The organism is Undibacterium sp. SXout20W (assembly GCF_049340285.1).
Classification (GTDB): domain Bacteria; phylum Pseudomonadota; class Gammaproteobacteria; order Burkholderiales; family Burkholderiaceae_D; genus Undibacterium.
The window spans coordinates 96,585-122,059 of sequence record NZ_JBMPPH010000007.1 but is presented as its reverse complement, the minus strand read 5'-3'; the positions used below and the strand labels follow the sequence as shown (position 1 = coordinate 122,059).

23 protein-coding genes are annotated in these 25,475 nt (G+C 47.8%); 7 read left to right on the top strand and 16 right to left on the bottom strand.

From position 1 onward, the window contains the following. The first annotated feature begins 83 nt into the window (after window positions 1-83). Complete coding sequence (locus ACO0K1_RS06300; protein ID WP_423023832.1) at window positions 84-1,823, top strand: methyl-accepting chemotaxis protein; 1,740 nt, start codon at window positions 84-86, stop codon at window positions 1,821-1,823. Between the two features lie 145 nt (window positions 1,824-1,968). Here the strand turns inward: ACO0K1_RS06300 and ACO0K1_RS06295 are convergent, their stop codons facing one another. The 6 genes from ACO0K1_RS06295 to uraH form a co-directional block, all read right to left on the bottom strand. Next, entirely contained in the window at window positions 1,969-2,553 is a 585-nt protein-coding gene (locus ACO0K1_RS06295; protein WP_423023830.1) for an ATP-dependent Clp protease proteolytic subunit, read from the bottom strand. 67 nt (window positions 2,554-2,620) lie between these two features. Continuing rightward, window positions 2,621-3,829 carry a M20 aminoacylase family protein gene (locus tag ACO0K1_RS06290; protein WP_423023828.1) on the bottom strand — a complete coding sequence of 403 codons (1,209 nt, stop codon included), beginning with the start codon at window positions 3,827-3,829 and terminating at the stop codon, window positions 2,621-2,623. An 878-nt stretch (window positions 3,830-4,707) separates the two neighbouring features. Next, window positions 4,708-5,202 (bottom strand): ureidoglycolate lyase, encoded by a 495-nt coding sequence (locus tag ACO0K1_RS06285; protein WP_423023826.1) that lies wholly within the window; start codon window positions 5,200-5,202, stop codon window positions 4,708-4,710. A 21-nt stretch (window positions 5,203-5,223) separates the two neighbouring features. Then, window positions 5,224-6,234, bottom strand: a complete 1,011-nt coding sequence (gene alc / locus ACO0K1_RS06280) for an allantoicase (RefSeq protein ID WP_423023824.1) — start codon at window positions 6,232-6,234, stop codon at window positions 5,224-5,226. Between the two features lie 37 nt (window positions 6,235-6,271). Then, the gene (locus ACO0K1_RS06275) at window positions 6,272-7,486 is read right to left on the bottom strand and encodes a urate hydroxylase PuuD (protein ID WP_423023822.1); all 1,215 of its coding nucleotides are present in this window, start codon (window positions 7,484-7,486) and stop codon (window positions 6,272-6,274) included. A gap of 9 nt (window positions 7,487-7,495) precedes the next feature. Then, window positions 7,496-7,849, bottom strand: coding sequence for a hydroxyisourate hydrolase (uraH, locus tag ACO0K1_RS06270; protein ID WP_423023820.1), 354 nt, complete (start codon window positions 7,847-7,849; stop codon window positions 7,496-7,498). Between the two features lie 276 nt (window positions 7,850-8,125). Between uraH and ACO0K1_RS06265 the strand changes: the two genes are divergently transcribed. The 6 genes from ACO0K1_RS06265 (at window position 8,126) to ACO0K1_RS06240 (ending at window position 14,617) form a co-directional block, all read left to right on the top strand. Continuing rightward, complete coding sequence (locus tag ACO0K1_RS06265) at window positions 8,126-8,842, top strand: GntR family transcriptional regulator (RefSeq protein ID WP_423023858.1); 717 nt, start codon at window positions 8,126-8,128, stop codon at window positions 8,840-8,842. A gap of 53 nt (window positions 8,843-8,895) precedes the next feature. Beyond that, window positions 8,896-9,861: an allantoinase PuuE gene (puuE, locus tag ACO0K1_RS06260; RefSeq protein WP_423023818.1), complete on the top strand. Its 966-nt coding sequence runs from the start codon at window positions 8,896-8,898 to the stop codon at window positions 9,859-9,861. Further along, entirely contained in the window at window positions 9,858-10,376 is a 519-nt protein-coding gene (gene uraD, locus ACO0K1_RS06255) for a 2-oxo-4-hydroxy-4-carboxy-5-ureidoimidazoline decarboxylase (protein WP_423023816.1), read from the top strand. The genes puuE and uraD overlap by 4 nt, the downstream gene beginning before the upstream one ends. A 116-nt stretch (window positions 10,377-10,492) precedes the next feature. Further along, window positions 10,493-11,578, top strand: coding sequence for a porin (locus tag ACO0K1_RS06250; RefSeq protein WP_423023814.1), 1,086 nt, complete (start codon window positions 10,493-10,495; stop codon window positions 11,576-11,578). Window positions 11,579-11,844: 266 nt separating this feature from the next. Then, window positions 11,845-13,245 (top strand): nucleobase:cation symporter-2 family protein, encoded by a 1,401-nt coding sequence (locus tag ACO0K1_RS06245; RefSeq protein WP_423023812.1) that lies wholly within the window; start codon window positions 11,845-11,847, stop codon window positions 13,243-13,245. A 10-nt stretch (window positions 13,246-13,255) separates the two neighbouring features. Beyond that, a complete protein-coding gene (locus ACO0K1_RS06240; RefSeq protein ID WP_423023810.1) occupies window positions 13,256-14,617 on the top strand; it encodes an 8-oxoguanine deaminase in 1,362 nt (453 codons plus the stop codon). Between the two features lie 100 nt (window positions 14,618-14,717). On the opposite strand, the gene ACO0K1_RS06235 is transcribed toward ACO0K1_RS06240, so the two are convergent. The 10 genes from ACO0K1_RS06235 to rsmB form a co-directional block, all read right to left on the bottom strand. Further along, window positions 14,718-15,248 carry a DUF6985 domain-containing protein gene (locus tag ACO0K1_RS06235; protein ID WP_423023808.1) on the bottom strand — a complete coding sequence of 177 codons (531 nt, stop codon included), beginning with the start codon at window positions 15,246-15,248 and terminating at the stop codon, window positions 14,718-14,720. 253 nt (window positions 15,249-15,501) lie between these two features. Next, window positions 15,502-16,662: an HDOD domain-containing protein gene (locus ACO0K1_RS06230; protein ID WP_423023806.1), complete on the bottom strand. Its 1,161-nt coding sequence runs from the start codon at window positions 16,660-16,662 to the stop codon at window positions 15,502-15,504. Between the two features lie 354 nt (window positions 16,663-17,016). Further along, entirely contained in the window at window positions 17,017-18,048 is a 1,032-nt protein-coding gene (locus ACO0K1_RS06225; protein ID WP_423023804.1) for an adenosine deaminase, read from the bottom strand. Beyond that, a complete protein-coding gene (gene xdhC, locus ACO0K1_RS06220) occupies window positions 18,045-18,929 on the bottom strand; it encodes a xanthine dehydrogenase accessory protein XdhC (protein ID WP_423023802.1) in 885 nt (294 codons plus the stop codon). Before xdhC ends, ACO0K1_RS06225 begins: the two co-directional genes overlap by 4 nt. A gap of 162 nt (window positions 18,930-19,091) precedes the next feature. After that, window positions 19,092-19,349, bottom strand: coding sequence for a BTH_I0359 family protein (locus tag ACO0K1_RS06215; protein WP_423023800.1), 258 nt, complete (start codon window positions 19,347-19,349; stop codon window positions 19,092-19,094). Between the two features lie 183 nt (window positions 19,350-19,532). Beyond that, the gene (locus ACO0K1_RS06210; protein ID WP_423023798.1) at window positions 19,533-19,913 is read right to left on the bottom strand and encodes a GTPase; all 381 of its coding nucleotides are present in this window, start codon (window positions 19,911-19,913) and stop codon (window positions 19,533-19,535) included. Window positions 19,914-19,931: 18 nt separating this feature from the next. Beyond that, window positions 19,932-20,654, bottom strand: a complete 723-nt coding sequence (locus ACO0K1_RS06205) for a response regulator (RefSeq protein WP_423023796.1) — start codon at window positions 20,652-20,654, stop codon at window positions 19,932-19,934. A 93-nt stretch (window positions 20,655-20,747) separates the two neighbouring features. Beyond that, window positions 20,748-23,102: an ATP-binding protein gene (locus ACO0K1_RS06200; protein ID WP_423023794.1), complete on the bottom strand. Its 2,355-nt coding sequence runs from the start codon at window positions 23,100-23,102 to the stop codon at window positions 20,748-20,750. Next, window positions 23,099-23,686 carry a DUF4390 domain-containing protein gene (locus ACO0K1_RS06195; protein ID WP_423023792.1) on the bottom strand — a complete coding sequence of 196 codons (588 nt, stop codon included), beginning with the start codon at window positions 23,684-23,686 and terminating at the stop codon, window positions 23,099-23,101. Before ACO0K1_RS06195 ends, ACO0K1_RS06200 begins: the two co-directional genes overlap by 4 nt. A 139-nt stretch (window positions 23,687-23,825) precedes the next feature. Next, entirely contained in the window at window positions 23,826-25,241 is a 1,416-nt protein-coding gene (gene rsmB / locus ACO0K1_RS06190) for a 16S rRNA (cytosine(967)-C(5))-methyltransferase RsmB (RefSeq protein WP_423023790.1), read from the bottom strand. Between the last annotated feature and the right edge of the window lie 234 nt (window positions 25,242-25,475).

Below are 25,475 nucleotides of genomic sequence, written 5' to 3'. Positions count from 1 at the left end.
AGTGTCAAATTTAATGTGACTTACGTTGGAAATAAAAAGTTGTTTTTACTTCTATCATCCCACTACAAGTGCCGGAGAAAAAAATGAAGTTCTTTCATAATCTTAAGATATCTGCAAAGCTATTAGTGGGTTTTGTGATGCTCCTGATATTGACACTATTTATTGGCGTCTTCTCGATTTTTGAATTATCGAGCGTGAATCATTCTGCCACTGAATTAGGTACAAACTGGATGCCTAGTGTCCAGGCAGCGTTGGGAATTAAAGAACGCCTGTCGCGAATCCGATCGCAAGAGGCACAGATGGTATTTGCGGAAAATCAGGAGGAAGTTGACAAATACCTTGGCAGAGTAAAGGAAGCGATTACTGGCCTGAAAGAAAACGAAACGTCATATTCAGCTTTAATTTCTGAACCAGAAGAGCGTCGTTTGTATGTCGATTATACAAAAAATGTTAACGAATATTTACAAATTTCCGAGAAAATGGCTGCCTTGAAAAAAGCAGATAACTCCGATGCAGCAGTGGCAATGTTACGTGGGGACTCATCAAAAGTAAATTCTAAGCTGCGTGACCTCGTCGATAAAATGGTCAAGATTAATTCTGAGGGAGGCGTGAAGGCGTATCAATCAAGTATCAGCGTCTATGAACACTCTCGAACCTTAATTTTGATCTCACTCGCTGCTAGTCTGGTAATCGGTCTGACGCTCGCATTTTGGCTGGCCGGGATTGTTTCCCGACCCTTGCAGCACGCCGTGAAAGTAGCGCAAACCGTTGCTGCTGGCGATTTAACCAGCAAGATTGATGTCCGTAGTAATGACGAAACTGGTTTGCTCTTGCAAGCACTGAAAGACATGAATGGTAGTTTGATGTCGGTTGTTTCTCAAGTACGCTCAGGGACAGACCAGATTACGTTTGCGTCAGCAGAAATTGCTCAGGGCAATATGGATCTATCAAACCGGACTGAAAATCAAGCGAGTTCATTAGAGGAAACTGCTTCATCAATGGAAGAAATTACCTCTACAATTCAACATAATGCAGATAATGCCCGCCAGGCAAATCAGTTGTCCCGTTCAGCCACAGAAGTAGCGCAGCGCGGAGGTCAGGTTGTATCGCAGGTTGTGACTACGATGGGTTCTATCAACGATTCGTCGAAGAAAATCGTCGATATTATTGCCGTTATCGACGGCATTGCTTTTCAAACCAATATTCTTGCTTTGAATGCAGCCGTAGAGGCGGCAAGAGCGGGCGAACAGGGACGCGGCTTTGCGGTGGTAGCATCTGAAGTGCGTAATCTTGCCCAACGTTCTGCTAGCGCGGCGAAGGAAATCAAAGAGTTAATTAATGACTCGGTAGACAAAGTCGCGGAAGGTTCGCGCCTGGTGGATCAGGCCGGTAGTACCATGAGTGAGGTGGTAGAAAGTGTGAAACGCGTGAGCGACATTATCAGTGAGATTACGGCAGCAGGTTTGGAGCAAAGTGCTGGTATTTCACAAATCAATGATGCCGTGACAGAAATGGATACTTTGACCCAGCAAAATGCAGCGCTGGTTGAACAGGCGGCAGCGGCAGCGGCCTCATTACAAAATCAGGCGCAACAACTTACGGAAGTTGTCAGCGTATTTAAACTCGATGGCTATGCATCTCAAACGCGACCAATAGCCAAAGAAAATCCTCCAAAAGCAGTATCAAAGGTAGCAGCTTCTGCATTTAAAGCCAACAAGCCAGCGATGAAAGCATTGGCCAAACCCCGTAGTGCCGGACAATCCCAGTCGACAAAAACGATGGCGTCATCAACCAATGCCGCTGACGAGTGGGAAGAATTTTAAGACAGTTTGAGGGATGTTAGCTCGTTGGAATTTGCATTAAAAAAAGCAGAGAAATGATTAATTTCCTCTGCTTTTTTTTTGTCTTGCCTTGTCTTGACTTGCTTTGTACTGATAGGCGGGTTGCACCCGTCCTACAAATCCGGGATTAGCCTAGCTCGCTTTGCTTCACGATTGTACGAGAGATTAAGCCGTATTCTTTCGCTTCCTCTGCTGTCATCCAATAGTCGCGGTCGATATCGTTCGTGACGCGTTCCAGCGATTGACCAGATTCGCGTGCGATTAGTGCTGCGATCCGTTCACGAACCTTGACGATTTCACGTGCCTGGATGGCGATATCGCTTGCCTGACCACCGGCGCCGCCACTTGGTTGGTGGATCAAAAAGCGTGTATTTGGCAAGCAAACGCGACGTTCTTTTGGTACGGCCAAAAAGACGCTGACTGCAGCACTACCAACCCAACCAGAGCCAATCATGTTGACCGGTACATCGATGAATTTGATCATGTCGTGAATGACATCGCCAGATTCGACGTGACCGCCAGGCGAAGACACCAACAGCGTAATCGGCTCTTTGGAGTCAGCCGCCAACGCAATCAGACGTTTGCTGACATCCGCAGCCAGTTTGTCGTTGATCGTGCCAAATACCAGCACTGTGCGAGATTTAAATGCTTTCTCTTCGAGGAAAGGGCTGCGCGCTGCGTCGATGTTGTCGTTGTCTTTTTCGTCGGCCATAAGAATGTCTATCGTTTGATGTTGTTGGGGTTGAAAAATATATCTATAAACCATTAATTTATTACGATCAGATGGCTGCACTAGTCGCTTTTTTCAAGTACGTTTCAGCCAATCTGACCCAATAGGTGGCACCGATGGGCAATAAATCGTCGTTAAAGTCGTAACTTGGGTTATGCAGGTTGCACGGGCCGAGGCCATGTCCGATATCGCGGTGGTCGCCATCGCCGTTACCGATAAAGACGTAACAGCCAGGTTTGGCTTGCAACATGAAGGCGAAATCTTCGGCCCCCATGGTGGGTTCTACTTGTGCATCGACATTGTCGACACCGACCACAGCGCGCATGACGTCAGTTGCAAAGGCGGTTTCGTTGACGTGATTAATTAAAGGCGGATAGTTACGTCTAAATTTAAATTCAACTTCTGCATCAAAAGCCGCCGCCGTGTGTTCAGCGATTTTACGCATACGATTTTCTATCATATCGAGCATCTCGGTACTGAAAGTCCTGACCGTACCGATAAGTTGTGCTTCATCGGGTATCACGTTGGTGGCGCTGCCAGCATGGATTTGTGTGACCGATAGCACCGCAGATTCTAACGGGCTGGCGTTACGACTTACGATTGTTTGCCAGCTTTGCGCGATTTGAATTGCCGCAATCACAGGATCGATGCCTTTGTGTGGTTGCGCTGCGTGAGCCCCTTTGCCTTTGACCGTGACATAAAATTCATTCGATGATGCCATCATCGGTCCGGCGGTGACGCCAAAGGTGCCAACTTTAGCACCTGGCCAGTTATGCATGCCAAATACGGCGTCCATCGGGTATTTTTCAAATAAGCCATCTTTAATCATGGCTTTCGCGCCACCGCCGCCTTCTTCCGCGGGTTGAAAGATCACATAGACGGTGCCATCAAACACTTTATATTGCGATAAATAATGTGCGGCGCCTAATAGCATTGCGGTATGGCCGTCATGGCCGCAGGCATGCATTTTCCCGGCATGTTTTGACGTGTGGGCAAAACTGTTGATTTCTTGCATGGGTAATGCATCCATGTCAGCCCGCAAGCCGATTGCACGCTCGCTAGTGCCATTTTTGATGATGCCGAGAACGCCGGTTCCACCCAAGCCCCTGACGACAGGGATGCCCCATTCTTGTAATTTGTTCGCCACGACTTCAGACGTTCGATGTTCTTCATAGCAGAGTTCGGGGTGGGCGTGAATATCACGTCGGATTTGTTGAATTTCGTGTTGAAATTCAACGATAGGATCAATCAGTTTCATTGCGGTCTCCAGATTGTGCGGTCATCGGTCCATGTTTAAGCTAGCCAACGATATCGCTCCAGGTATTTTGTTTTTTACTCTCGAGTTGCAGGTCTATTGCATCGGAGTGAGGTATTGAATGAGAAAGATACCAGATTCTGGGTAAGGAGGTATATTTGCCAGCAAATTATACATAATAAAAGAGCAATAAATTCTTGCTCTTGAGCCAGATCGTTGACGCAATTGTTTCAGAGGGGAAGCAGTAGTTGGTACAAAGTGGCTTGAACGCAGCTTGAATGCAGCTTGAATCGAGTGTAAAACTTGCTTGAGATCAGTTATGCGTTGGAGTGATGTGAGGTATACGAATAATAAAGCAGACATCCATGTTGCGCTGCACTATAGTTACACCTGTCTCCTCCAACACCTCCTAAGGTTTGGATTTAACCCGCAACCGCAAGGTCGCGGGTTTTTTTTTATTCTTGGCGCGTGTTCAGCATCATGTTCTGCATCATATTCAGAGCGGAAGCATTAAAACATGTTGATTTATTCCCATGTGGAAAAATCAACATTTTCCCAAAATCAATCTTGTGAATGACCTTTCGACTTTACAGAGGTATTTTGTTGAATTAATAGGTGAGTATTGAAAGGCTTGTTATTTCTTCAAGGAAATCTTTGAGTAGCCGGAAAATTTCCAATAAGAACTGCAGGCGAAAACTAGATATTCGTTTTGTGAATGATTGATATGCGAAAATAGTAGTTGGTGTATTTGTTGCGCTGCGATATAGTTATACCTGTCTCCTCCAACACCTCCTAAGGTTTGGATTTAAGCCCACCTAGCGTGGGCTATTTTTTTATCTGCAGTTTTGCATTTTTTGGTCATTCAGTAGTCTGAGAACAAGTCAGCCCACCGACCAACTGCCGTCTAATGCAACTTCATCGCAGTTAAATCCTTCCCCGATACGATCCATGACGATGAAATCGCTGACTTTATGTAAAGCGATCAAAGGATGATGCCACACCCCAGGTGCATAATTGACGCCCTGAAAGCCACGGCAGATAAAAGCTTGCATTGTTGTGACATCGAATTCGCCTGGTGGGGCGACGACGACCAGATATTCATCCTCACTATTCTGGCTAGTTGGCACGAACGCCTGACTACCAAGCGGATGACGTTCCATCACCGTAATCGCTAATGGCAATGATCTTGGTTGTCCCCGAAAGACGCTCAGGATCGTTTTCCCGTTTTGAGTCTCGGTGTTCGCAGTGGCAAGGGCATGGAAACGTTCGGTCGTACCTTGATTAATCGGGTAATGACGTGCGCCGTCGAGCATGATAACTTCCCCGAAAGGCGCGAACGCCTCTCTGGAAAGGGTCTGTAAAGTCAATGTAGGCATACAACGCTTTCTATGAATGTTTTATGCCAGTCTGCTTAATAAACGCAAACGTGAAACGCCGCCATCAGGGAAAATATTTAAGCGGATATGCGTGATCTCACCCAATGCCTGAATTTCTTGCTGGTAGTAGTGTTGGTGATCCATTTGCAGTTTTTGCTGCGGTAACAGTACAGGCCAGAACATCGATTGCGTGATTAAAGATGTGTCGGTGCCGCCTGCCATGGACGCGGCCTGTATCGAGCAACTGTCAGGGAAATTCCCCTTAAAATGGCAGGTGTCGACTTCGATTTTCTCGACAATTCCCGGGTGTGCTAAAGCAATAATGCACCAGTCATTGCCGGGTTCACGGCGACGACGTGTTTCCCAGCCATCGCCCATGTTCACGCCACGCCCTGGCATGAGCAGATTCGATGCCAAGCCAAAATGTTGATTATTGGTGGCGACGACATAGCCGCCATTTTCCATTGCGATCAAATCAAACAAGCTTGTGCGATCCACTGTTGCCCAGTCGTTTTCTGGCTGTGCATACACACGTAAGCGTGCAACACCGCCATCTGGATAAATGTTCAGACGTAAGTGTGTGAAAGCTTGCGGGTGATGAATCTCATGGTAATGATGGCTATTGCCCTGCAGATTAACGGACGGCAGAACTTCGTGCCACACTGTGTCTGCGTCTGGCTCACCTGCCGACACGAACGCCCCCTCCAATGACGCAGCTGGCGGATAGTTGCCGGTGAAATGGCTGGTATCAATATCGATACCTTTCAAGACACCAGCACGCGCGAGTTTCACGACACACCAGTCATAGCCATTCACGCGCTTACGACGCGATTCCCAGCCATCCATCCATTTGCCATTGGTATCATATTTACCCGGAATAAAAACGGCAGGCTCTGGATTGAGCATGCGCGCCATTTCCGCGAAAAAATCATCGCTACACGCCAGGGTTGCAGCGCCTAAGCGCGGATCGGCAAGGTTAGGGTAGCGACGCGTAAATTCAGGAGCGTTGGGGTCGAGTGTGACAATGGCCATAAAATACTTTCTAGTTATTGGGTTCTTGATCGATGATTTATTTACTGGCTGGCGTGCTCGCTGCGCCGCTTTCTACCCAGCGAGCAATCACAGCACGTTCTTGTTCCGTGATATTGGTCAGATTCCCCATCGGCATGATTTTTTGCTGCACGACTTGCTGATAAATCAGTTGAGATTTCGCTTGAATCACACCCGGCTGATCAAACATTAAGCCTTTCGCTGGACTGTCCATCAAAGTAGGATGACTTGCGTGACATTGGATACAACGAGCTTGTACGATTTTTTGTACTTCAACGAATTGGTCTTCCACCGCTGGTGTTGACGATTGTGTAGCCGATTGTGTACCCAGTTTAGGAGCGATCATTGCAGCGACGCCGGCTAGAATGGCAATCGCCAGAATAGGATAAATCGGTTGCGACTTGCCCTTGTGACGCAAAATAAAAAATTGCCGTACCAACACGCCTGCAACCATGATTAAGACCAGGACTAACCAATTATTGCTGGCGCTATAAGTCATGCTGTAGTGGTTGGACAGCATTGCGAATAAGACTGGCAATGTGAAATACGTATTATGAACGCTGCGTTGTTTGCCACGTTGCCCATGGACGGGATCGACGGGCTCGCCCGCCTTCATAGCTGCCACAACTTTGCGTTGACCGGGAATAATCCAGAAAAATACATTGGCGCTCATGATGGTGGCAATCATGGCGCCGATGATCAAAAATGCAGCACGTCCTGAAAATAGATGACAAGCAACCCAGGCCGCTGCCACCACATAAGCAACGATTAAAGCGGACAATAATCTCTCATTTTTACCAAAAATCCGGCATAGCAGATCATAAACAACCCAACCCAATGCCAGAAATCCTAAGGCGGCGGCGATTGCCATCCCGGGCGTCAACTGCGCTACTGCTGGATCGATCAAATAGCTACGTGCATTACAGATATAAACCAGTAAAAACAGACTAAAGCCAGACAGCCAGGTGCTATACGATTCCCAGTAAAACCAATGTAAATGCTCTGGTAACTTTGGCGGTGCACCGAGATATTTTTGAGGATTGTAAAAACCGCCGCCATGGACAGCCCATAATTCGCCGCCCACACCTTGCCGCTTGAGTTGTTCGTCGGTGGGTGGGGTCAGATGATTGTCCAGCCACACAAAATAAAATGAGGAGCCGATCCAGGCAATCGCCACAATGACATGCGTCCAACGTAATAACAAGTTGGCCCAGTCTAACAAATACGCTTCCATCGAGAATCCTTAACTGCCGCGGTAAGTTGAGTAACTCCATGGTGTTGTCACCAATGGCACATGATAGTGTTGTGTAGCATCAGAGACGCCAAAGCGGAGAGTGACAACCCCAAGAAACGCGGGCTCCGACAATACGGCACCCAGCTTCTTAAAATAGCTGCCAACATCAAAATCAAGCTCGTAGACGCCGGCAATTAATGCTTCGCCTTCTAATAAGGCTTGGTCGCAACGGCCATCTGCGTTAGTAACGCGTTCGCATAACAATTGCCTTTTTTGGTCTTCAATACGATACAAGCTGACCTGTATCCCTTGCCCGGGCTTGCCATGAGCGGTGTCGAGTACATGTGTCGTGAGACGTCCCATGCGTATCCTTTATCTAGCAAAAATGTAAATAAAATTGACATAAATTATGCAATATTGTCGACAATCTTAAGCCCGCGAAATTCTACGTGTCAAATAAAACCTCGATAAATCCTTGTTAAACAAGAACTTCGCGACGTTATACGCAACACAAATATAAAAATCTGTAATTTCTTGTTTATCGATTGTCGACAATCGTGATTAAATATGAAAATAATTTATGCAGAAACGCGTCGTCTTTAACTTCATTCAACATCGAGCCAGCCCGTGAATAGTAGTATGACCAACGACCAGCAAAGCAACGATACCGTCGATGCGACCGATAACGCTGAAAAAGAACAGCGCATGTATCGCGATATCTACGATGCCATCATGGATCATCGTTTGCCTGCCCGTACTAAATTGACTGAGCAATCTTTGAGCCAGATTTATGCCATGGCCCGTCACGGCGTGCGTAAGGTATTGAATCAGCTGGCCGCCGATGGTCTGGTTGACCTGGAGCCCAATCGTGGTGCATTTATTGCCAGTCCGGGCGAAAAAGAGGCACAGGACATGTTCGAGTTACGCCAGAATTTGGAACAACTTGCACTAGAAAAAGTCGTGAACCACGCCGACGCACATGGTTTGGCTGGATTGCGGGCGATGGTTGAGCGTGAACGCGATGCGTATTTGCAAGGCGATCGGTCGCAATGGATCAGATTGTCTGCTGATTTTCATATAGAACTGGCGCGCTTAAGTGGCAACGAATTATTGGTCGATATGCTGCGTCGTCTGGTGTCGCGAACGACTTTAATGATTTCAAGTAATGATGTAGTGGGAACACGTCCTTGTTCATTTGATGAACATTTTAAGGTGCTGGAAGCCTTGGAGCGACGTGATAAAAAAGTTGCCTTGCATGAAATGGCACAACATTTGCATCAGTGTGCTTGTCGTACACCGAAAAATGTTGGTAAAGGTTTTGATTTAATGGCGGTACTGGGACAAAAACGTCGTTGATTTGCAGTCAGATCTGACAACATCGTTCCAACATTGACGGAGAAAAACGAAGAATGACAATCACCTCAGCTTATCCGCGCGATCTGATTGGATATGGCCGCCACGTGCCACACGCACAATGGCCACAACAGGCACGTATTGCTGTGCAGTTTGTATTGAATTATGAAGAAGGCGGCGAAAATTGTGTTCTGCATGGTGACAAAGCGTCCGAACAATTTCTATCGGAAATTGTTGGCGCCGCAGCGTATGAAGCGCGGCATATGTCAATGGAATCCATTTATGAATATGGCTCGCGGGCAGGTGTCTGGCGGATCTTGCGCGAATTTGAAAAACGCAAGTTGCCCTTAACCGTATTTGGTGTCGCGATGGCAATGCAGCGCCATCCTGAATTGACCCAGGCGTTTTCTGAATTAGGGCATGAAATTGCATGTCACGGATTGCGTTGGATTCATTATCAGAATCTCGATGAAGCAATAGAACGTGATCACATGCAGCAAGCTGTGCACATATTTCGTGAATTGACGGGCAGTGCGCCGTTGGGATGGTACACCGGACGGGATTCACCGAATACACGTCGGTTAGTCGTGGAACATGGTGGTTTTGCGTATGACGCTGATTATTATGGTGACGATTTGCCATTCTGGACTGAGGTCAGCACCAGCGCTGGTGAGGTGAAACCGCATTTGATCGTGCCGTACACTTTAGATAGCAATGACATGCGTTTTGCGACGCCACAAGGATTTAATACTGGCGAGCAGTTCTTTACGTATTTGAAAGATAGTTTTGATGTGTTGTATGCGGAAGGTGACCCGCAAGGTGACAACGCGCCCAAAATGCTGTCAATCGGCATGCATTGCCGTTTGCTTGGCAGACCGGGACGTTTCAAGGCACTGCAACGCTTTTTGGATTATGTGCAATCGCATGACAAGGTATGGATTTGCCGCCGTATCGATATTGCGCAACATTGGATGCAGCAACATCCTTATGTAGCGACAAACAAAGCAGAGGCAACAGCATGAGCATGACCTATAGTATGGACGCCATTAACCAGCTTTCTGATGCTGAATTCGTCAGCGTGTTAGGTGGCATATTTGAGCATTCGCCGTGGGTTGCACAAGCTGTGGCCACGCGTCGACCATTTCTCAGCGTGCATGATTTGCATGCATCGATGGCGCACGCGGTGCGTTCTGCGGATGAAGATGCGCGGCTGACTTTAATCCGTGCCCATCCTGAATTGGCTGGCAAAGCTGCGGTGCGTGGCGAGTTGACGGAAGAGTCAACGCGTGAACAAAGTGGTGCCGGATTAAATCAATGTAGCCCCGAAGAATTTACGGAGTTACAACGCTTGAATGCGGCATACAACGACAAATTTGGTTTTCCGTTCATCATTGCTGTACGTGGGCATGACAGACAAAGTATTATCCGGCACTTCGCGCAGCGCCTGAATTCAGACCGCGTCACCGAAATGCATGAATGTATAGAACAAATTGTCCAGATAGGCGGTTTTCGTCTGGCTGATTTAATAAGATCCTGAACCTGCGTTTGAGCTCAAACGTCTGGTAGACAGGACGCTTCAAAGACTGAAATGCGCAAAAGTGCGCTGCTGCAAAAGATTTTTTTTACAACCTCGATAAAGGAAGAACGATGAAAATGAAATTCAATACTCTAGTCGTCGCAGTTGCTGCCACTTTTGCTGCAGGCAGTGCACTTGCACAATCAACGGTATCCGTCCAGGGTCTGGTTGATATGTCAGCTGGCTCGATCAAATATAGCGGCGACACCGGCAGTAAATTGGCTGTCAACAGTGGCGGGATGACAACCTCATGGCTGGGATTCAAGGGCGTAGAAGATCTGGGCAACGGTCTGAAGGTTGACTTCGCTCTGACAAGTTTTCTGCAAGCTGATAGCGGTCAATCTGGCCGCTTCTCCGGTGATACGCTTTTTTCCCGTGATGCAAACGTAGGTATTTCTGGTGAGTTTGGTAAAGTCTCTTTAGGACGTAATCTGTCGCCAAGTTTCTTGCCAACCGTTATCTTCAATCCATTTGGCGATTCATTTAATTTTTCTCCATTGGTCTTGCACACCTGGGTACCGAGTGGAAATTTTGCCGCACGTAGCTGGGTCAACACCTTAGCGGGAGACTCCGGTTGGAGTAATGAAATCATTTACAGCACACCGAATTTCAGCGGCTTGAGTGCTAACATCCATTATCAGGCAGGTGAGCAAGCGGGCAAAACGGGCGTCAACAACGTTGGCATGAATGTATTGTATTTCAATGGTCCACTGGCGTTGTCGGCTTACTACCACCAAGTTCAAGTTGGTAATCCAACATCAGGTGCGATCGTTGATGCGACAAGTACACCAATTAACTACGCCTCCATCAATTACCAAAAATCCTATTTTGTTGGTGGTAGCTACGATCTGAACGTTGCGAAGTTATTTGCAACGTATTCGACTAGCAAAGACGATAGCAGCACTGGTGCATCAATGACCGACAAAACCTACAGTCTGGGCGCCAAAGTACCCGCAGCAGGCGGCAACGTCTTGCTGGCTTATGCCGATACCAAACGCACTGGTAGTTTAGTTGGTGCTGATCGGACTCGCGATACATTCTCCGCTGGCTATGATTACGATTTGTCCAAACGGACTGACGTGTACGCGGTAGCAATGAGTGACAAAATCAGTACTGCGGATCGTGCGACCAGCGTTGCCGTCGGTATTCGCCATAAGTTCTGATTGTTAATGTAGAAAAAAACCGCATGAGAACTATTTCTTCATGCGGTTTTTTTTTAAATGTTGAACGCGCTACATGAAAATTTTCACGCTTGTGAGGGTGTTTAGGTAGCGTATTTAGAAATGAATGTTACAGCTGGTTGTTATAGATGATTTGTACAACGGATTTGTACATCGGATTTGTACAACAGATTAATACAGCAGATTAATACAGCAGATTTACATTGTAAAAAAAGCACAAAGTACATTAACTAAAATATCGAGACATTATGAATACCACAACAGAGCGGCACCCCGTCGATGAAAAACTACCGATCATGAAGCTTTTTGCATTGGGCATGCAACATGTGTTGGTCATGTATGCAGGAGCGATTGCCGTACCGTTGATTGTCGGTGGCGCGCTCAATTTGCCAAAGTACGCGATCGCGTTTTTGATTAGTGCCGATCTGTTTTGCTGTGGCCTGGTCACGATCATTCAAAGTCTGGGTATTTGGAAATTCGGCATCCGTATGCCAGTCATGATGGGGGTGACATTTGCTGCCGTCGGCCCCATGGTGGCGATGGCAGGTAATCCTGATCTGGGTATTCTACATATCTACGGCGCCGTCATTGCTGGTGGGATTTTTTGTATCGCCGTCGCGCCATTTATGAGTCAGTTGATGCGTTTCTTTCCGCCTGTCGTGACGGGAACGGTCATCACTGTTATTGGCATTTCGCTCATGGGTGTGGGCATCAATTGGGCCGCTGGCGGACAACCCATTATTGGTAAAGTTGTGAATGGCGTCTTCACTAAAATACCAAATCCTGATTATGGTTCCCCTGAGAATCTGGGGGTCGCGCTGGTCGTGTTGATATCGATCTTGTTGATTACAAAATACATGAAAGGCTTTATTGCCAATATTTCCGTGTTAATGGGGATGATCATCGGCTTTCTGATTGCATTGGCCATGGGCAAAATCAGTTTTGTCGGCATCGAAAACGCGGATTGGTTTGCGATGGTTCGCCCATTCTATTATGGTTGGCCACAATTTGATCTTGGTTCTATTGTCAGCATGTGTCTGGTCATGATTGTGACGATGATCGAATCTACGGGTATGTTTATTGCGTTGGGGGATATCGTTGGCATTAAAGTCGATAACAAAACCCTTGCGCGTGGTTTGCGTGTCGATGGTTTGGGTACGGTGATCGGTGGGATTTTTAATACTTTTCCCTACACCTCCTTTTCGCAAAATGTCGGTCTGGTCGGCGTTACTGGCGTACGTAGCCGCTATGTGTGTGTTGCCGCTGGTTGTATCCTGGTCGCGTTTGGTCTGTTTCCTAAGATGGCGCATATCGCCGCTTCTATCCCGCAATTCGTACTCGGTGGCGCAGGAACAGTCATGTTCGGTATGGTGGCGGCAACGGGTATTAAAATTTTGGCCAAGGTCGATTTCCATCATAATCGCAATAATTTATTTATTGTTGCAGTCAGCATTGGTGCAGGCATGATTCCCATTGTTGCACCGAGTTTTTTCGGACAAATGCCGGCCTATTTATCGACAATTCTGCATAGCGGTATTTTGCTGGCGTCAGCGATGGCAGTTTTGTTGAATCTGTTTTTTAATGGCCAAGGAAATCAACAGGACATACACGCTAATGCATTAGCCTCGGCGCAAAGTTCTGATCATTAAAAGTAATATCATGTCGAAAACCTTACTCATTAAAAATGCGCGTGTCGTCGTTACAATGGATGATGCGCGCCGCGAGATCGCTGACGGTGCCGTCTTTATTCGCGATAACCTGATAGAACATGTGGGTGCCAGCGTCGACTTGCCACAAGATGCAGATGAAATCATTGATGCTCGTGATCATGTGGTGATTCCCGGCTTAATCAATACGCACCATCATATGTACCAAAGTTTGACCCGTGTTTTACCGGCGGCGCAAAATGGAGAGCTCTTTAACTGGCTCACCAATCTTTATCCGGTGTGGGCAAATCTGACACCGGAGATGGTGCAGGTCTCAACGTTGACGGCGATGGCAGAATTGATCATGTCCGGGTGCACCACCAGCAGCGACCATTTGTATATTTACCCAAATGGTTGCAAGTTAGACCATAGCATTGAGTCTGCTCAACAGATAGGCATGCGCTTTCATGCGGCGCGTGGCTCAATGAGTGTAGGACGTTCTAGTGGCGGTCTGCCACCGGATAGTGTGGTTGAAAACGAACAAGCCATCTTGAGTGATACGCAGCGACTGATCGAAACCTATCATGATGCCGGTCGTCATGCGATGCAACGTATTGTGGTTGCACCATGCTCACCTTTTTCGGTATCTCGTGATTTGATGAAAGAATCGGCAGTTTTGGCACGTCACTACGGCGTGTCATTACATACGCATCTCGCTGAAAACGCCAACGATATTGCGTATAGTCGTGAAAAATTTAATATGACACCGGCACAATACGCTGAGGATTGCGGTTGGGTTGGTCCGGATGCCTGGCACGCGCATTGTGTACAACTGGATGAAGATGGTATTTATCTTTTCGCCCGCACTGGCACGGGTGTCGCGCATTGCCCTTGCTCCAATATGCGACTGGCATCTGGCATTGCACCGATTCGTAAGATGCTTGATGCGGGTGTGTCCGTTGGCTTGGGTGTGGACGGTTCTGCGTCGAACGACGGTGCGCATATGCTCGGTGAAGTCCGGCAGGCGATGTTGTTGCAGCGAGTTGGCTTTGGTCCAGATGCGATGACAGCACGGCAGGCATTAGAAATTGCGACGTTGGGTGGCGCTAAAGTATTGAACCGCGATGATATCGGCGCACTGAAACCAGGTATGTCAGCCGATCTGGTTTTGTTTGATCTGAACAAATTAGGCTTTGCAGGAAGTTGGCATGATCCGGTTGCTGCGCTGGTGTTTTGTACGCCCGCCGACGTGTCATACAGCGTCATAAACGGTCGCGTCGTCGTCAAGGACGGACAATTCACCACCATCGATCTGGGCAATGTGCTGGAACGTCACAATCAACTCGCGCATGATTTAGCGGAAGCTGCGCATTAATTTAACGCAAACTTTTCATCAAGCGTGGAGAGTGAGAATGGGGCTGAAATAGCGCCATTCTCATTTTAAAATCGGATGAATGACAGATTGAAGCGTACTATTAGCCGCGACTTTGATAGATCACTTTTTCTAGTTCTGGCACGCCATAGACATCGGCATTACTTAAAAAATCATCAAACGGACCGAGCTTATTAATCACCTGACCATTTTTGAAGACGATTTGCAGACCTTCGATTTCATTCCAGTCGCAATCGCACTCCAGTAACACATAGACGCCTTGATCGCCAGTTTGACGGCGACATACCAGCACCTCATCACCAAACTGTATATGCTGCCAGACTTCATTCGCGGCAGCAATCGTAATGACCTCTTCCCCTTCGCTTTTGGCAAATTGTGCGCAGTCTTGATAATACGAAAAAATGTCATCTTCTACTGCATGCAATACCGATTTATCGAGTGCTAAAAAATGGCTGATTGCATCGCTAAATTCCTGAGGTCGCGGATCATCAGCGTAACCTTCCAATAAAAACTCACATTGGTGATCATCAAGCGCCGCGATAGCGATCGGGGTGCTGATCAGCCAATCGTTTTCGGTGTCTTCTGTCAATGTACCAAGCGGAGCGATGTGCATAGAAATCCTAAATGAGATGAGGGTGATGAGGGTGGTGAAGGTGCGACAATGACATGACTCTTTGAAGCGGAATACAAACACGTGCCGTGCATTTTATCAATTTACAGGGCCATGTAACGCATTGAAGTGAATTTTCCTTGTTGCCAGGATTTTTATGTCCTATTTATCGAAATCGGTGAAAGTCAAAAGTGATACTTCCAAGGCTAGGGATCTTTAACCGGGCGGATGCAACCCGCCATTCTTCACTCAAAAATCAACGACTAGTCGTCACATTGCGAAGTTCATAGGCGTGTAAGGTGTTGAGGTGATCAAAGCACTCTGCCATTTTTGGGCTGAGTCCAGCTTTGAGTTGCTGATCGTTGCGGCTGAGTTGCGCTTGATTAACCAGTACCCGCATTTTGCTAATCAGATCTGCATCATGCAAGAGCTGACCTAACGCACTCCATTCCGTTTTTTTTCCACCCGCTTGTTGTTGCAAGGCTTTTACAACCTCAGGTGGGAACTCCCAGCGTTGGGCAATACGATAGGACAAAGTAGCAGCGACGGCGTTCATTGCATATTGAAAACTGGCGGAATATCTAAATTTGGCTTGCTCACATTCTTGATCGAGAATACGAAAAGCAATGATCAGACCGACGTTCTTCATCAATCCAGTCAAAAAGGCCTGGAATGCATGGTCGCCCGTCTCACTCAGCGTATGACAGGCCAGCGCACACTTTTCGGATTGCAGCCATATATGGGGCGCAGCTCGACGTGTATAAGGGCCAGTACTGAGATTGATGATCGGACGGAACGCGACTTTCGCAATGACAAAACGTAGACCATCCTCACCGAGCATCAATACAGCTTTATCGAGGCTGCTGATGCGATCAGCAGGGTTGTACACCGCGCTATTGACGGCATTGATGACTTCACCAACTAACACCACATCTTTGACAATCAGACGAGTAAGTTCTTGAACATTGACCGATTTGTTACGCAAACTTGCCAACAATTGCGGAATGATGCTTGGCATACGCGGAACGACAACGGCTTCATTGAGGTCGGCTGCAAGCAAACCATATAAGGCTTGCAGCACTTTATGTTCAAGTTCTGCAACGCTGCTTTCGCCAGGGGATCCCATGATCCAATCGAAAAACAACGTATCAATCGGAATCGCCGGTTGCCAGACCGCATATTTTGTCGCTGACCCTGTGATACGGCTAGGGATAATATCAGGCAAGTTGCCACCCGGCAGATTGATCGTGTCCTTGTTGGTATTGGTTGACGACGGCTGGATGGGCGGAATGACTTCTGATGAGCTATCGGTCGCTGAAGATCTGGCCTGCGATGCACCATCTGGCGTATTTTTGGCATTTTTACCTCGCCCACTGCCAAACAAACGCTGAAAAAGTTGATGGAAGGGGGTGGCCACGGTTGCCCTTTCTTGGCGAGCGATTTACATAAGATTGGAATGCGAGCGGATGCTTTAGAAAAGCATAACAGCTTTGATCGTCAGCAGGAGAGGTGACAGAAGTTGAATTTTGTTAAGTCAGCTTTGGCTAAGTGACTTCTTACTCCAAAGTTGTCCAGAAATTCACGATATGTCGCCATATGAACGCCACTGCAGAAACGAACCTGAATTATCTATTTGGCACAATCAAGGATTTCAAGAACGTCATATCTGTTAAATACCAGGGGGGAGTAAAATTTTATAGCCTTTATTTCATCATCATAATGAGGCTGATTTTTATAGATACTCCCACCTTGGTCGCTTAATTTGAAAAAATCAGGCGCTTTTCAGATACGCGTCAAGTTCATCCAGCCAGACTTGTTTTTGTTCTTCAGACACGAATGCCGCCTCAAAACTATTCCGTGCCAGTTGAACCAATTCCGTTTTACTCAAATCAAGCGCATCCGCCGTGGCAATGAAATTTGTATTCATGTAGCCACCAAAATAGGCCGGATCATCGGAGTTGATAGTGACGCACAGACCGTCACGTAACATACGCGCCAGATTGTGGTCACGTAAATCTTTAACCACGCATAATTTCAGATTGGATAGCGGGCATACAGTGAGCGGCATACGGCTTTGTTGTAAGCGCTGTATTAAGGCCGCATCTTCCTCCGCCCGGACACCGTGATCAATTCGTTCGACTTGCAAGACATCCAGCGCGCTGTGGATATAGGCTGGTGGCCCTTCTTCACCCGCATGCGCAACCAGATGAAAACCCATCGTTTGTGCTAAGGTAAATACGTGGGTAAATTTTTCCGGTGGATTGCCGACCTCTGCTGAATCCAGGCCAACGCCTATCCAGACGTCCGCGTACTCGTCACGCAAAGGCAAGGCGGCTTCCAATGTTGCAATCGCCTCTTCTTCATTTAAATGGCGTAAGAAACACAAAATCATGCTGCCGGAAAAACCATGTTTTGCTTTGGCCTCACGTAAGGCTCGGGCGATACCAGAAAAGACGGTCTCAATGGCAATGCCACGTGCCGTATGGGTTTGTGGGTCAAAAAATAACTCCACATGTCGTACTTGATCTGCTAAAGCACGTTGAATATACGCGTCAGTAAGGTCGAAAAAATCTTGCTCGGTTTGCAGTACGGCGGCGCCTGCATAATACAAATCGAGAAATGATTGCAGATCTTCAAAGTCATATGCTGCCCGTACTTCTTCGACATTGGCGTAGGGCAGGTTGACCTGATTTTTTTTAGCGAGCGCAAACATCATTTCGGGTTCGAGTGAACCTTCGATATGTAAATGCAATTCGGCTTTAGGCAGATGGCGGATAAAATCATGTAAAGAGGAGGTACTCATAGATTGATGTCACTTATTCTTGTTAGCGGGGTGATGGCCGAGAGTGTAGGGGGCTTCGCCCAGAGTTGCAATAATTGTGCGGCAATGGCGACGGCGATGACGCCCGGTTCTTTGCCAGTGATGCCGGCAATACCAACCGGACACACCATGTCTTGCAATTGGATTTTTGCAATACCGCGCTCTTGTAAGCGGTTTTCGAATCGCGCACGTTTGGTTTTGGAGCCAATCAGGCCAAACCAGGCTACCTGCGGCTTGCGCAAAATGTGTTCGCTGAGAATTAAATCGAGACCATGATGATGCGTCATGACTAAAAAATATGCACCTTCTTCAGCCGCCGAAATGACGGCTTCTGGCGTATCGGTGGCTTCGGTCACAACATTCGCAGGCAAGGCGTCAGGAAATAAATGATCACGCTCATCGATCCATGTGATGCGACAAGGGGTCTGTTGCAGAATATGAACAAGTGCCGTGCCAACATGGCCAGCACCGAACAGATATAAATGGGGCAGACCTGCTTGCTCTTCTTTAAACGTGTGGAGTTTGCATTGTAAGTCGCCATAACTCCAGCAATCGACGCGTTCGAGACGTAGACTGAGGGCGCCGCCACAACATTGACCCAAGCTTGGTCCCAGTGACAAATCAATATCGCGTGGTGAAAAGTCTGGCGCAGCTTCTGCCAGCCAAAGACGCGCACTGGCGATGGCTTTCCATTCGAGATGACCGCCGCCGATGGTATCGTATTGATTGCTGGCGGTGACCAGCATACGGGTCCCTGCGCCGCGTGGCGTGGAACCTTTAACCGCAGTGACCGTAATCAGCACCGCCTTATCGGCAGGCGTCAGGTGGCGTAAACTTTCCAGCCAATTCGTGCTTGTATTCATACCTGGGGCAGTGATAGGGGGTAATGATCCCAAGATAGCAGTTTGCTATGCAGATGCCATACGCGGAGGCTGATGCTGCTTATTTGTTTAGCAGTATCAGCCGCCGTGAAGGATGACCGCAACGCGTGTCCCCGATTGCCGACAAATCAAACGTAGACAATGTTAATGAAAATAGACTGGCTGGCCCATGCAGGCATCATATTGCCCCAGAAATTCGTCAATTTCTTCCACGCTTGGTTCACTGGCGATCAATTGCGTAACGTCATTGCGGAAGTCGATGGCTCTGGAACCTGCGATGAACCATTCACGATGTATTGCTTTATCGGTAATTTCATAACCGCCAAAGCGCAAAGCTTCGTGGTCGGCGTCAGCACCATATTCGACGACGCTGTAGTTTTCGCTGTTGTAGATGAGATTCATTTTTTGCATCCTTTCTGGTAGGAGGAAAAACTTCCTCGGTGTAACCGGACATGGTGCTAACGGCAGCGGATTTCAAGTGAGGTGTAAGGTTTGAGGCTAATGCGTGATCGACAACTTTTATCTGACAGAAGACTATTTGATGCGCTAGTGCTAGTAACGGCAGAAGCACCGTCAGTCTTTAGTCTACAAGCAAATCAAGGAATCTTCTAGTAACAACTGATCATATGGTGCTTGTTGCAAAGTCTGGCGGATATTTTGAAGATGTTCCGTACTGGCAACACTAAGGTAAAGGTGTTGTATTTTTTGTCGCAGAAGTCGATTTAACGTTACGCGCATTGTTAAATTACCAATGCAACAAAAACAACCTGGTGCGATACGTTGGACGTTGAGTTGGGTACTGGCTTGTAACAACAAATTGCCGGCAGGCAGGCCTTCGAGGATTGCCGCGATTTTGGCATCTTGTGAATGCGCACTCAGAAAGGCCGCACTTGCTTCAGCAATTGTGGCTTCCCTTAAGGCATAATCAGCACCGCTGACAATGGTCAGCGGTATGCGATCAGACATTGATGCCAGCGCAGAGTATTATTCGCCGCGTTTGGCGTACTTAACCGACTCAACACCCAGTTGTTTCAACTTACGATACAGATGGGTACGTTCGAGACCGGTTTTTTCTGCGACCCGCGTCATACTGCCACTTTCACGATTTAAGTGATATTCGAAATAAATACGTTCGAATGCATCTCTGGCTTCACGTAAAGGCAAATCAAATGAGAGACTGGCAAATTGATTCACCGGCGCCACTGTATTGTTTGGCGTTACACTAAAGGATCGAGTTTCATATCCAGAGTTGCTTGTTTGCAGACTGTGCGCTGTATGTTGACTGCTATTGTGATCGCCGCTGATCACACGCAAAGGTGGCACAGCAGGCCGCGTCGCTTCTGGTGTTCGGGTCAAACCTTGCTGTACCGCTTTTAATAATTTCTGTAAAGCAATTGGCTTTTCAAGGAAATTGAGCGCACCAATACGTGTCGCTTCAACAGCGGTATCGATCGTCGCATGACCCGACATCATAATTACCGGCATGGTTAATAGCCCATCACGCTGCCATTCTTTGAGCAACGTCACGCCGTCTGTATCTGGCATCCAGATATCCAATAAAACCAGATCTGGTTTTGCTTCCTGACGTGCCAGGCGAGCTTGTTGTGCATTTTCAGCAAGCTGCACCACATGTCCTTCATCTCCCAGAATTTCCGAAAGTAACTCCCGGATTCCCATTTCATCATCTACGACCAGAATATTTGCCATAAAATTACCCTATTACCGCCCCTATGATTTTTACTTTTTATACCCGCATCTTTTCTACGAAGATGTCAGGTGATTACCTGCCTACCTGGATACTCAAACTTCTTTTAATTCCGGTGCTAACTTTAACAGCAAAATCGCTACTTTTGCACCGTTTGTATCAGTACGATTTTGAATATCGATTCTACCGCCATGTTCATCGATAATTTTTTTCACCATTGCCAGCCCCAATCCGGTACCACGCGGCTTCGAAGTGGCATAGGGTTCGAAGGCACGCGCCAGAATTTTTTTAGAAAAACCCGGACCGTTATCGATAATTGAGAGCCTCACAGCAGAATGAACATCATTGCCTTTGGTGTTGTAACGAACCACTTCGGTGATGACATCAATACGCGGTGGAATCTCGCTTTGCGGGTTGTCCGCCACGGCATCCTGCGCATTTTGCAGCAAATTATGGATCACCTGACGCAATTGTGTGGCGTCGCCCATGATTTTAGGCAGATCCGGCGCCATACTCAGGCGAATAATGTCGCGGTCGTCCCCAGCCAGATATAAATGTAAAACTTCGTCGATCAATTCACCCAAATCCAGTTGCGCTAAGACTGCTGGCGGCGTTTTTGCATAATCGCGGAAATCATCTACCATGCGCTTCATGGATGCCACCTGATTAACGATTGTGGTGGTACTTTTATTCAAGATGGCGACGTCTGTTTCATTGAGTTTATCTTGCAACTTCATTTGTAAACGTTCTGCCGATAATTGTATCGGCGTCAGCGGATTTTTGATCTCATGCGCCAAACGACGCGCCACCTCACCCCACGCGATCGAGCGCTGGGCTGAAATAATGTTGCTGATATCGTCGAACACAATCACATAACCATTGCCTGAGCCAACAGGTAAATGCGAGCCGCGTGCCAATAAAGTAATGCTGGGTTTTTCATCATTCGGCATGGCGTCAGCGGCGGGGGGCTGATGATGGACGGCATCGGGCCGTGGCACTTCAATTTGCTGCTGCCAGTGCTGCTCATGGCCGTCTTTACCACCAGCAGCGGATTGAGCATGTTGTTCGGAAAATGCTTTATCGATCTCGGCTGCAAATTCACTCATGCCAGAAATAGTATTAAGCGATTTACCAATTTCTGCCTCTAAAGGACGTTGTAATATCCGTTCGACCGATTCGTTGCATGTCACCAGATGTCCTGCCTGATCCAATACCATCACGCCGGCCGACATATTGGCCAGAACGGATTCGAGGTAGGCTTTGGCATTTTCAAGTTCATTTCGATTTTTTTCTACCGCCGCCCGTGCGTCAAACAACTGACGCGTCATGGTGTTAAATGACTGGGTCAGACTGCCAAGCTCATCGTTGCTGGCAACGATAGGGCGCGGTGAGAAATTCCCTTCGGTCACCGCCTTGGTGCCCTCAGCAAGCAAAAGTAAGGGGCGGGCAAGTTGTCCCGATATAAGAAACGCACTGGTAATTGCGGCAAAAATAGCAAGCAATAAAGTCAGTGTTAATGTAAAAATATACATCGTCTTCAAGCTGCCGCGCGCTAAAGACCGCACTTGATATTCGCTTGACGCATTCCGTAATGCTTCGGCGTGCATTGCTATGCTCGCCGGGACGGGTTGTATTAATTGTAAATAATAGGTTTCATGCTGCAATGACAATCCGCTGTCACCGCCTTCAAGTTGAATGACGACGCGTGAGCGTAAAATTTTCTTTGGTTCCTGTGCCAGTACCGGACGTTTGGCGCCATTGGTCGCAGCATTGTTCGCTGGATTATCCGGTTCTGAATCAATGATTTTCTCGTCGGTGGCGGCATAAATACGCGAGCTACGTGCGGCACGCAGCATTTCGGGTGTTGGCAGTTCTGGCACTAAGCGATCAAAATTTTGATTTGCGGCGGCAATCAAGCGTCCTTTGCTATTGACGATGCAGGCTTCTTGGACCCCCGCCCGCTCGCGTAAGCGCGACAACACTAAGGCGGAAGAACTGGACGGGGAAGTTAATTCACCTGCCATGTCTCGCGCTTTGGTTTTCAAGTCTGCCAGCAAAAAATCGAGTGCGCTAAGGCCGAGATTTTTGCCGGAATCAAGCGCGGATTCCACCTTCACGTCAAACCAGGATTCGATCGACTTTGAGACGAAAGTCACCGAAACCATATAGATCACACTGCCTGGCAATATGCCGACGAGGGCAAACAACAACACCAGCCGTGTCATCAATCTGGAGCCAAATTCGCGACTACGGAAGCGGCTGAACAGGCGTAGTAACAGCGTGGCAATTAAGATTAGTAATGCCAATGCGACGAGCGCATTCGCACCTAGCAGCCAGCCATAATAGTGCTCAAATCGGGTTGAGTTATCCGCTGCGGTGGTGAGTAAAAATAGCAGGATACTCATCAGAGCACCGCCGATAATTAAGGCATACCGCAATAATTTCGTCACTTGTCTTCGGCCTTGAAAGTAAAGCGTTTCCAGTCAGAGGAGAAGCGCCAGTCACTGTCATTGAGTGAGGTGATAAGGAAAGTCTTCGGCAAATAACTCAAATCCAGTTTGAGTTTCACCCCGACGTTATAGATGGCACCCGGCGTCAGACTTCCTTTTTCGGCCACTATCCAGCGTCGTGGTCGCAGCACTAGCGCCAATGCATCTTCCAGCGTCGGGAAATTTTGCTGCAAACCGTTGTTAATAGTGCCAGTGTAATTTCTGGTCCATGGATTGTAGGCAATCTTGACTGTCTGGATCGAGCGTATGGTTTTTTCATCAAACCAATACCAGCGCGGACGAGTCAATTCGACTTCGGTCGTAAATGATAAGGGAATTTCTTTGGCGATCGCATCGACGAGTCCGCGACTGAGTTCAAAAGAAAAGCTGGCGGAGATCCGATATCCTTCATCAGTGGCTTCAAGCTTAGCGGAGGTCACTTCGGCTTCTGTCGCTTGCACCGCGGGCACGACGAATACAGCCATTAATGCCAACATAAATGTCAGCAAATAGTGGCGTAGCGGTGCGGTCAGTCGAAAGAGCATGCAATAAAAAAAAGTAAAATCGGGAGTCATATTGACAGGACTTACGCAGAATGGTTCTGTCGGCGCAAGCGTTAGCGGAACATAGCGCGACAGACTACTTTACGTAAGGCTCAATGATAACGTGAAGCTCTCGATTTAGTTAGCTTTGCTCGGGTTTTTGGAACAAGGCGTAGAACAAACCGTCATGTTCGTTGTGTGCATCGGACGAATTCGCCATCGTGGGCAATAATTGCCCTGGCGCATCCAGCCGTACTGCCCCATGTTTTTCAACAAATGCCTGGGCTTGTTTCTCTGATTCTTGTGGCCAGATCGAGCACGTCACCATCAACATCTTGCCACCTGGCGCCAACATGCGCCACAGATTGTCGAGTATACGTGAGGACAAAGCGGCTAGTTGGGCTGTGTCGGTCTTGCGTCGTAACCATCGGCTGTCAGGATGTCGGCGCACTACACCCGACGCCGTACAGGGTACATCCGCCAGAATGCGATCAAAAGGCTTATTGTCCCACCAACCCGAACGAGTCGCGTCACCTTGCCGGATGTCTGCCGTCAATTGAAGACGCTGCAGATTTTCGGTGATTCTTTGAATACGTGCTGTATCTATTTCCAGTGCCAGTAAATCCAGGTCAGCGAGTTCTAGCAGATGACAAGTCTTCCCACCTGGCGCCGCGCAGGCATCCAGTACGCGCATGCCCGCATGAACGTCGAGTAAGGGGGCCGCACGCTGTGCCGCTGCATCTTGTACCGATACCATGCCTGCTTCGAATCCTGGAATTTGCGCGACTGGAATTGGTTTTTCTAAGCGCACAGCATACGGACCAATTTGCGACGCAGCGATTTGTTGACTGGCTAACAATTCCAAATATGTTTCTGTGCTGGTCGCACGACGATTGACACGCAACGTGAGCGGTGGAGCATGATTGCCCGTCGTTAAAATCGCCTGCCAGTCTTGTGGATAAGCGGCTTTGGTCTGATCGACCCACCATTGCGGATAATTCCATGCCGCTGCCGGTTGTTTCATGACTAATTTTAATAATTCATCTTTTTCACGCAAGAAACGACGCAAAACTGCATTCACCATCCCCTTTGCAAACACCATGTGCGGGTTGGAAGTCGCAGCAGTAACTGCTTGATCTACAACGACAAAATCTTCGTATGGGGCATTTTCACCCTCGTTATTGACCAATAAAGTCAGGGCGCAACAGAGCAATCCATATAACATGGCTGGTTCTGGCGTTTTGTTGGTCATTGCTTTGAGCAGAGCATCGACACGTCCTACCTGGCGCATTGTTCGATAAGAAATATCCTGAATCGCGCCACGAGCTTGTGGCAGGGCGTTGGTTTGCGCGAAGACTTTAAGCAATGCCTGCGGTAAGGCCGTCCCCTCTAAGACAAAGGCGACCGCTTGCGCAGCGCCAACCAGACTGAAGGCGAGTGAATCAGGCTTGAGTTCAATTGCTTGATGTTCTGGTACAGCGACTGAATGTGCCGTGACGGTTTTGTTGACTGGTTTATTGACAGGTTTACCGAGGATTTTTCTTGGACGTTCTTGCATAGGAGTATTTTATTGTTACTAATGTAATGCCGAACGCGAACAATGCGCTGCCGGCAAGGTATACCAGTTGGCATTTCAATGAAGACGAAAGCCCTGAAACCGTTTGCTAGTGTAACAGCCAATATGCCAGTACTGCTAATTCATCCTCTTGTACAACGTTGCTGTCAGATAATTTTGATTATGATCGGCAACTTAAAAATATATTTTTTGTAAAATATTGGGGGCAGGCGATAG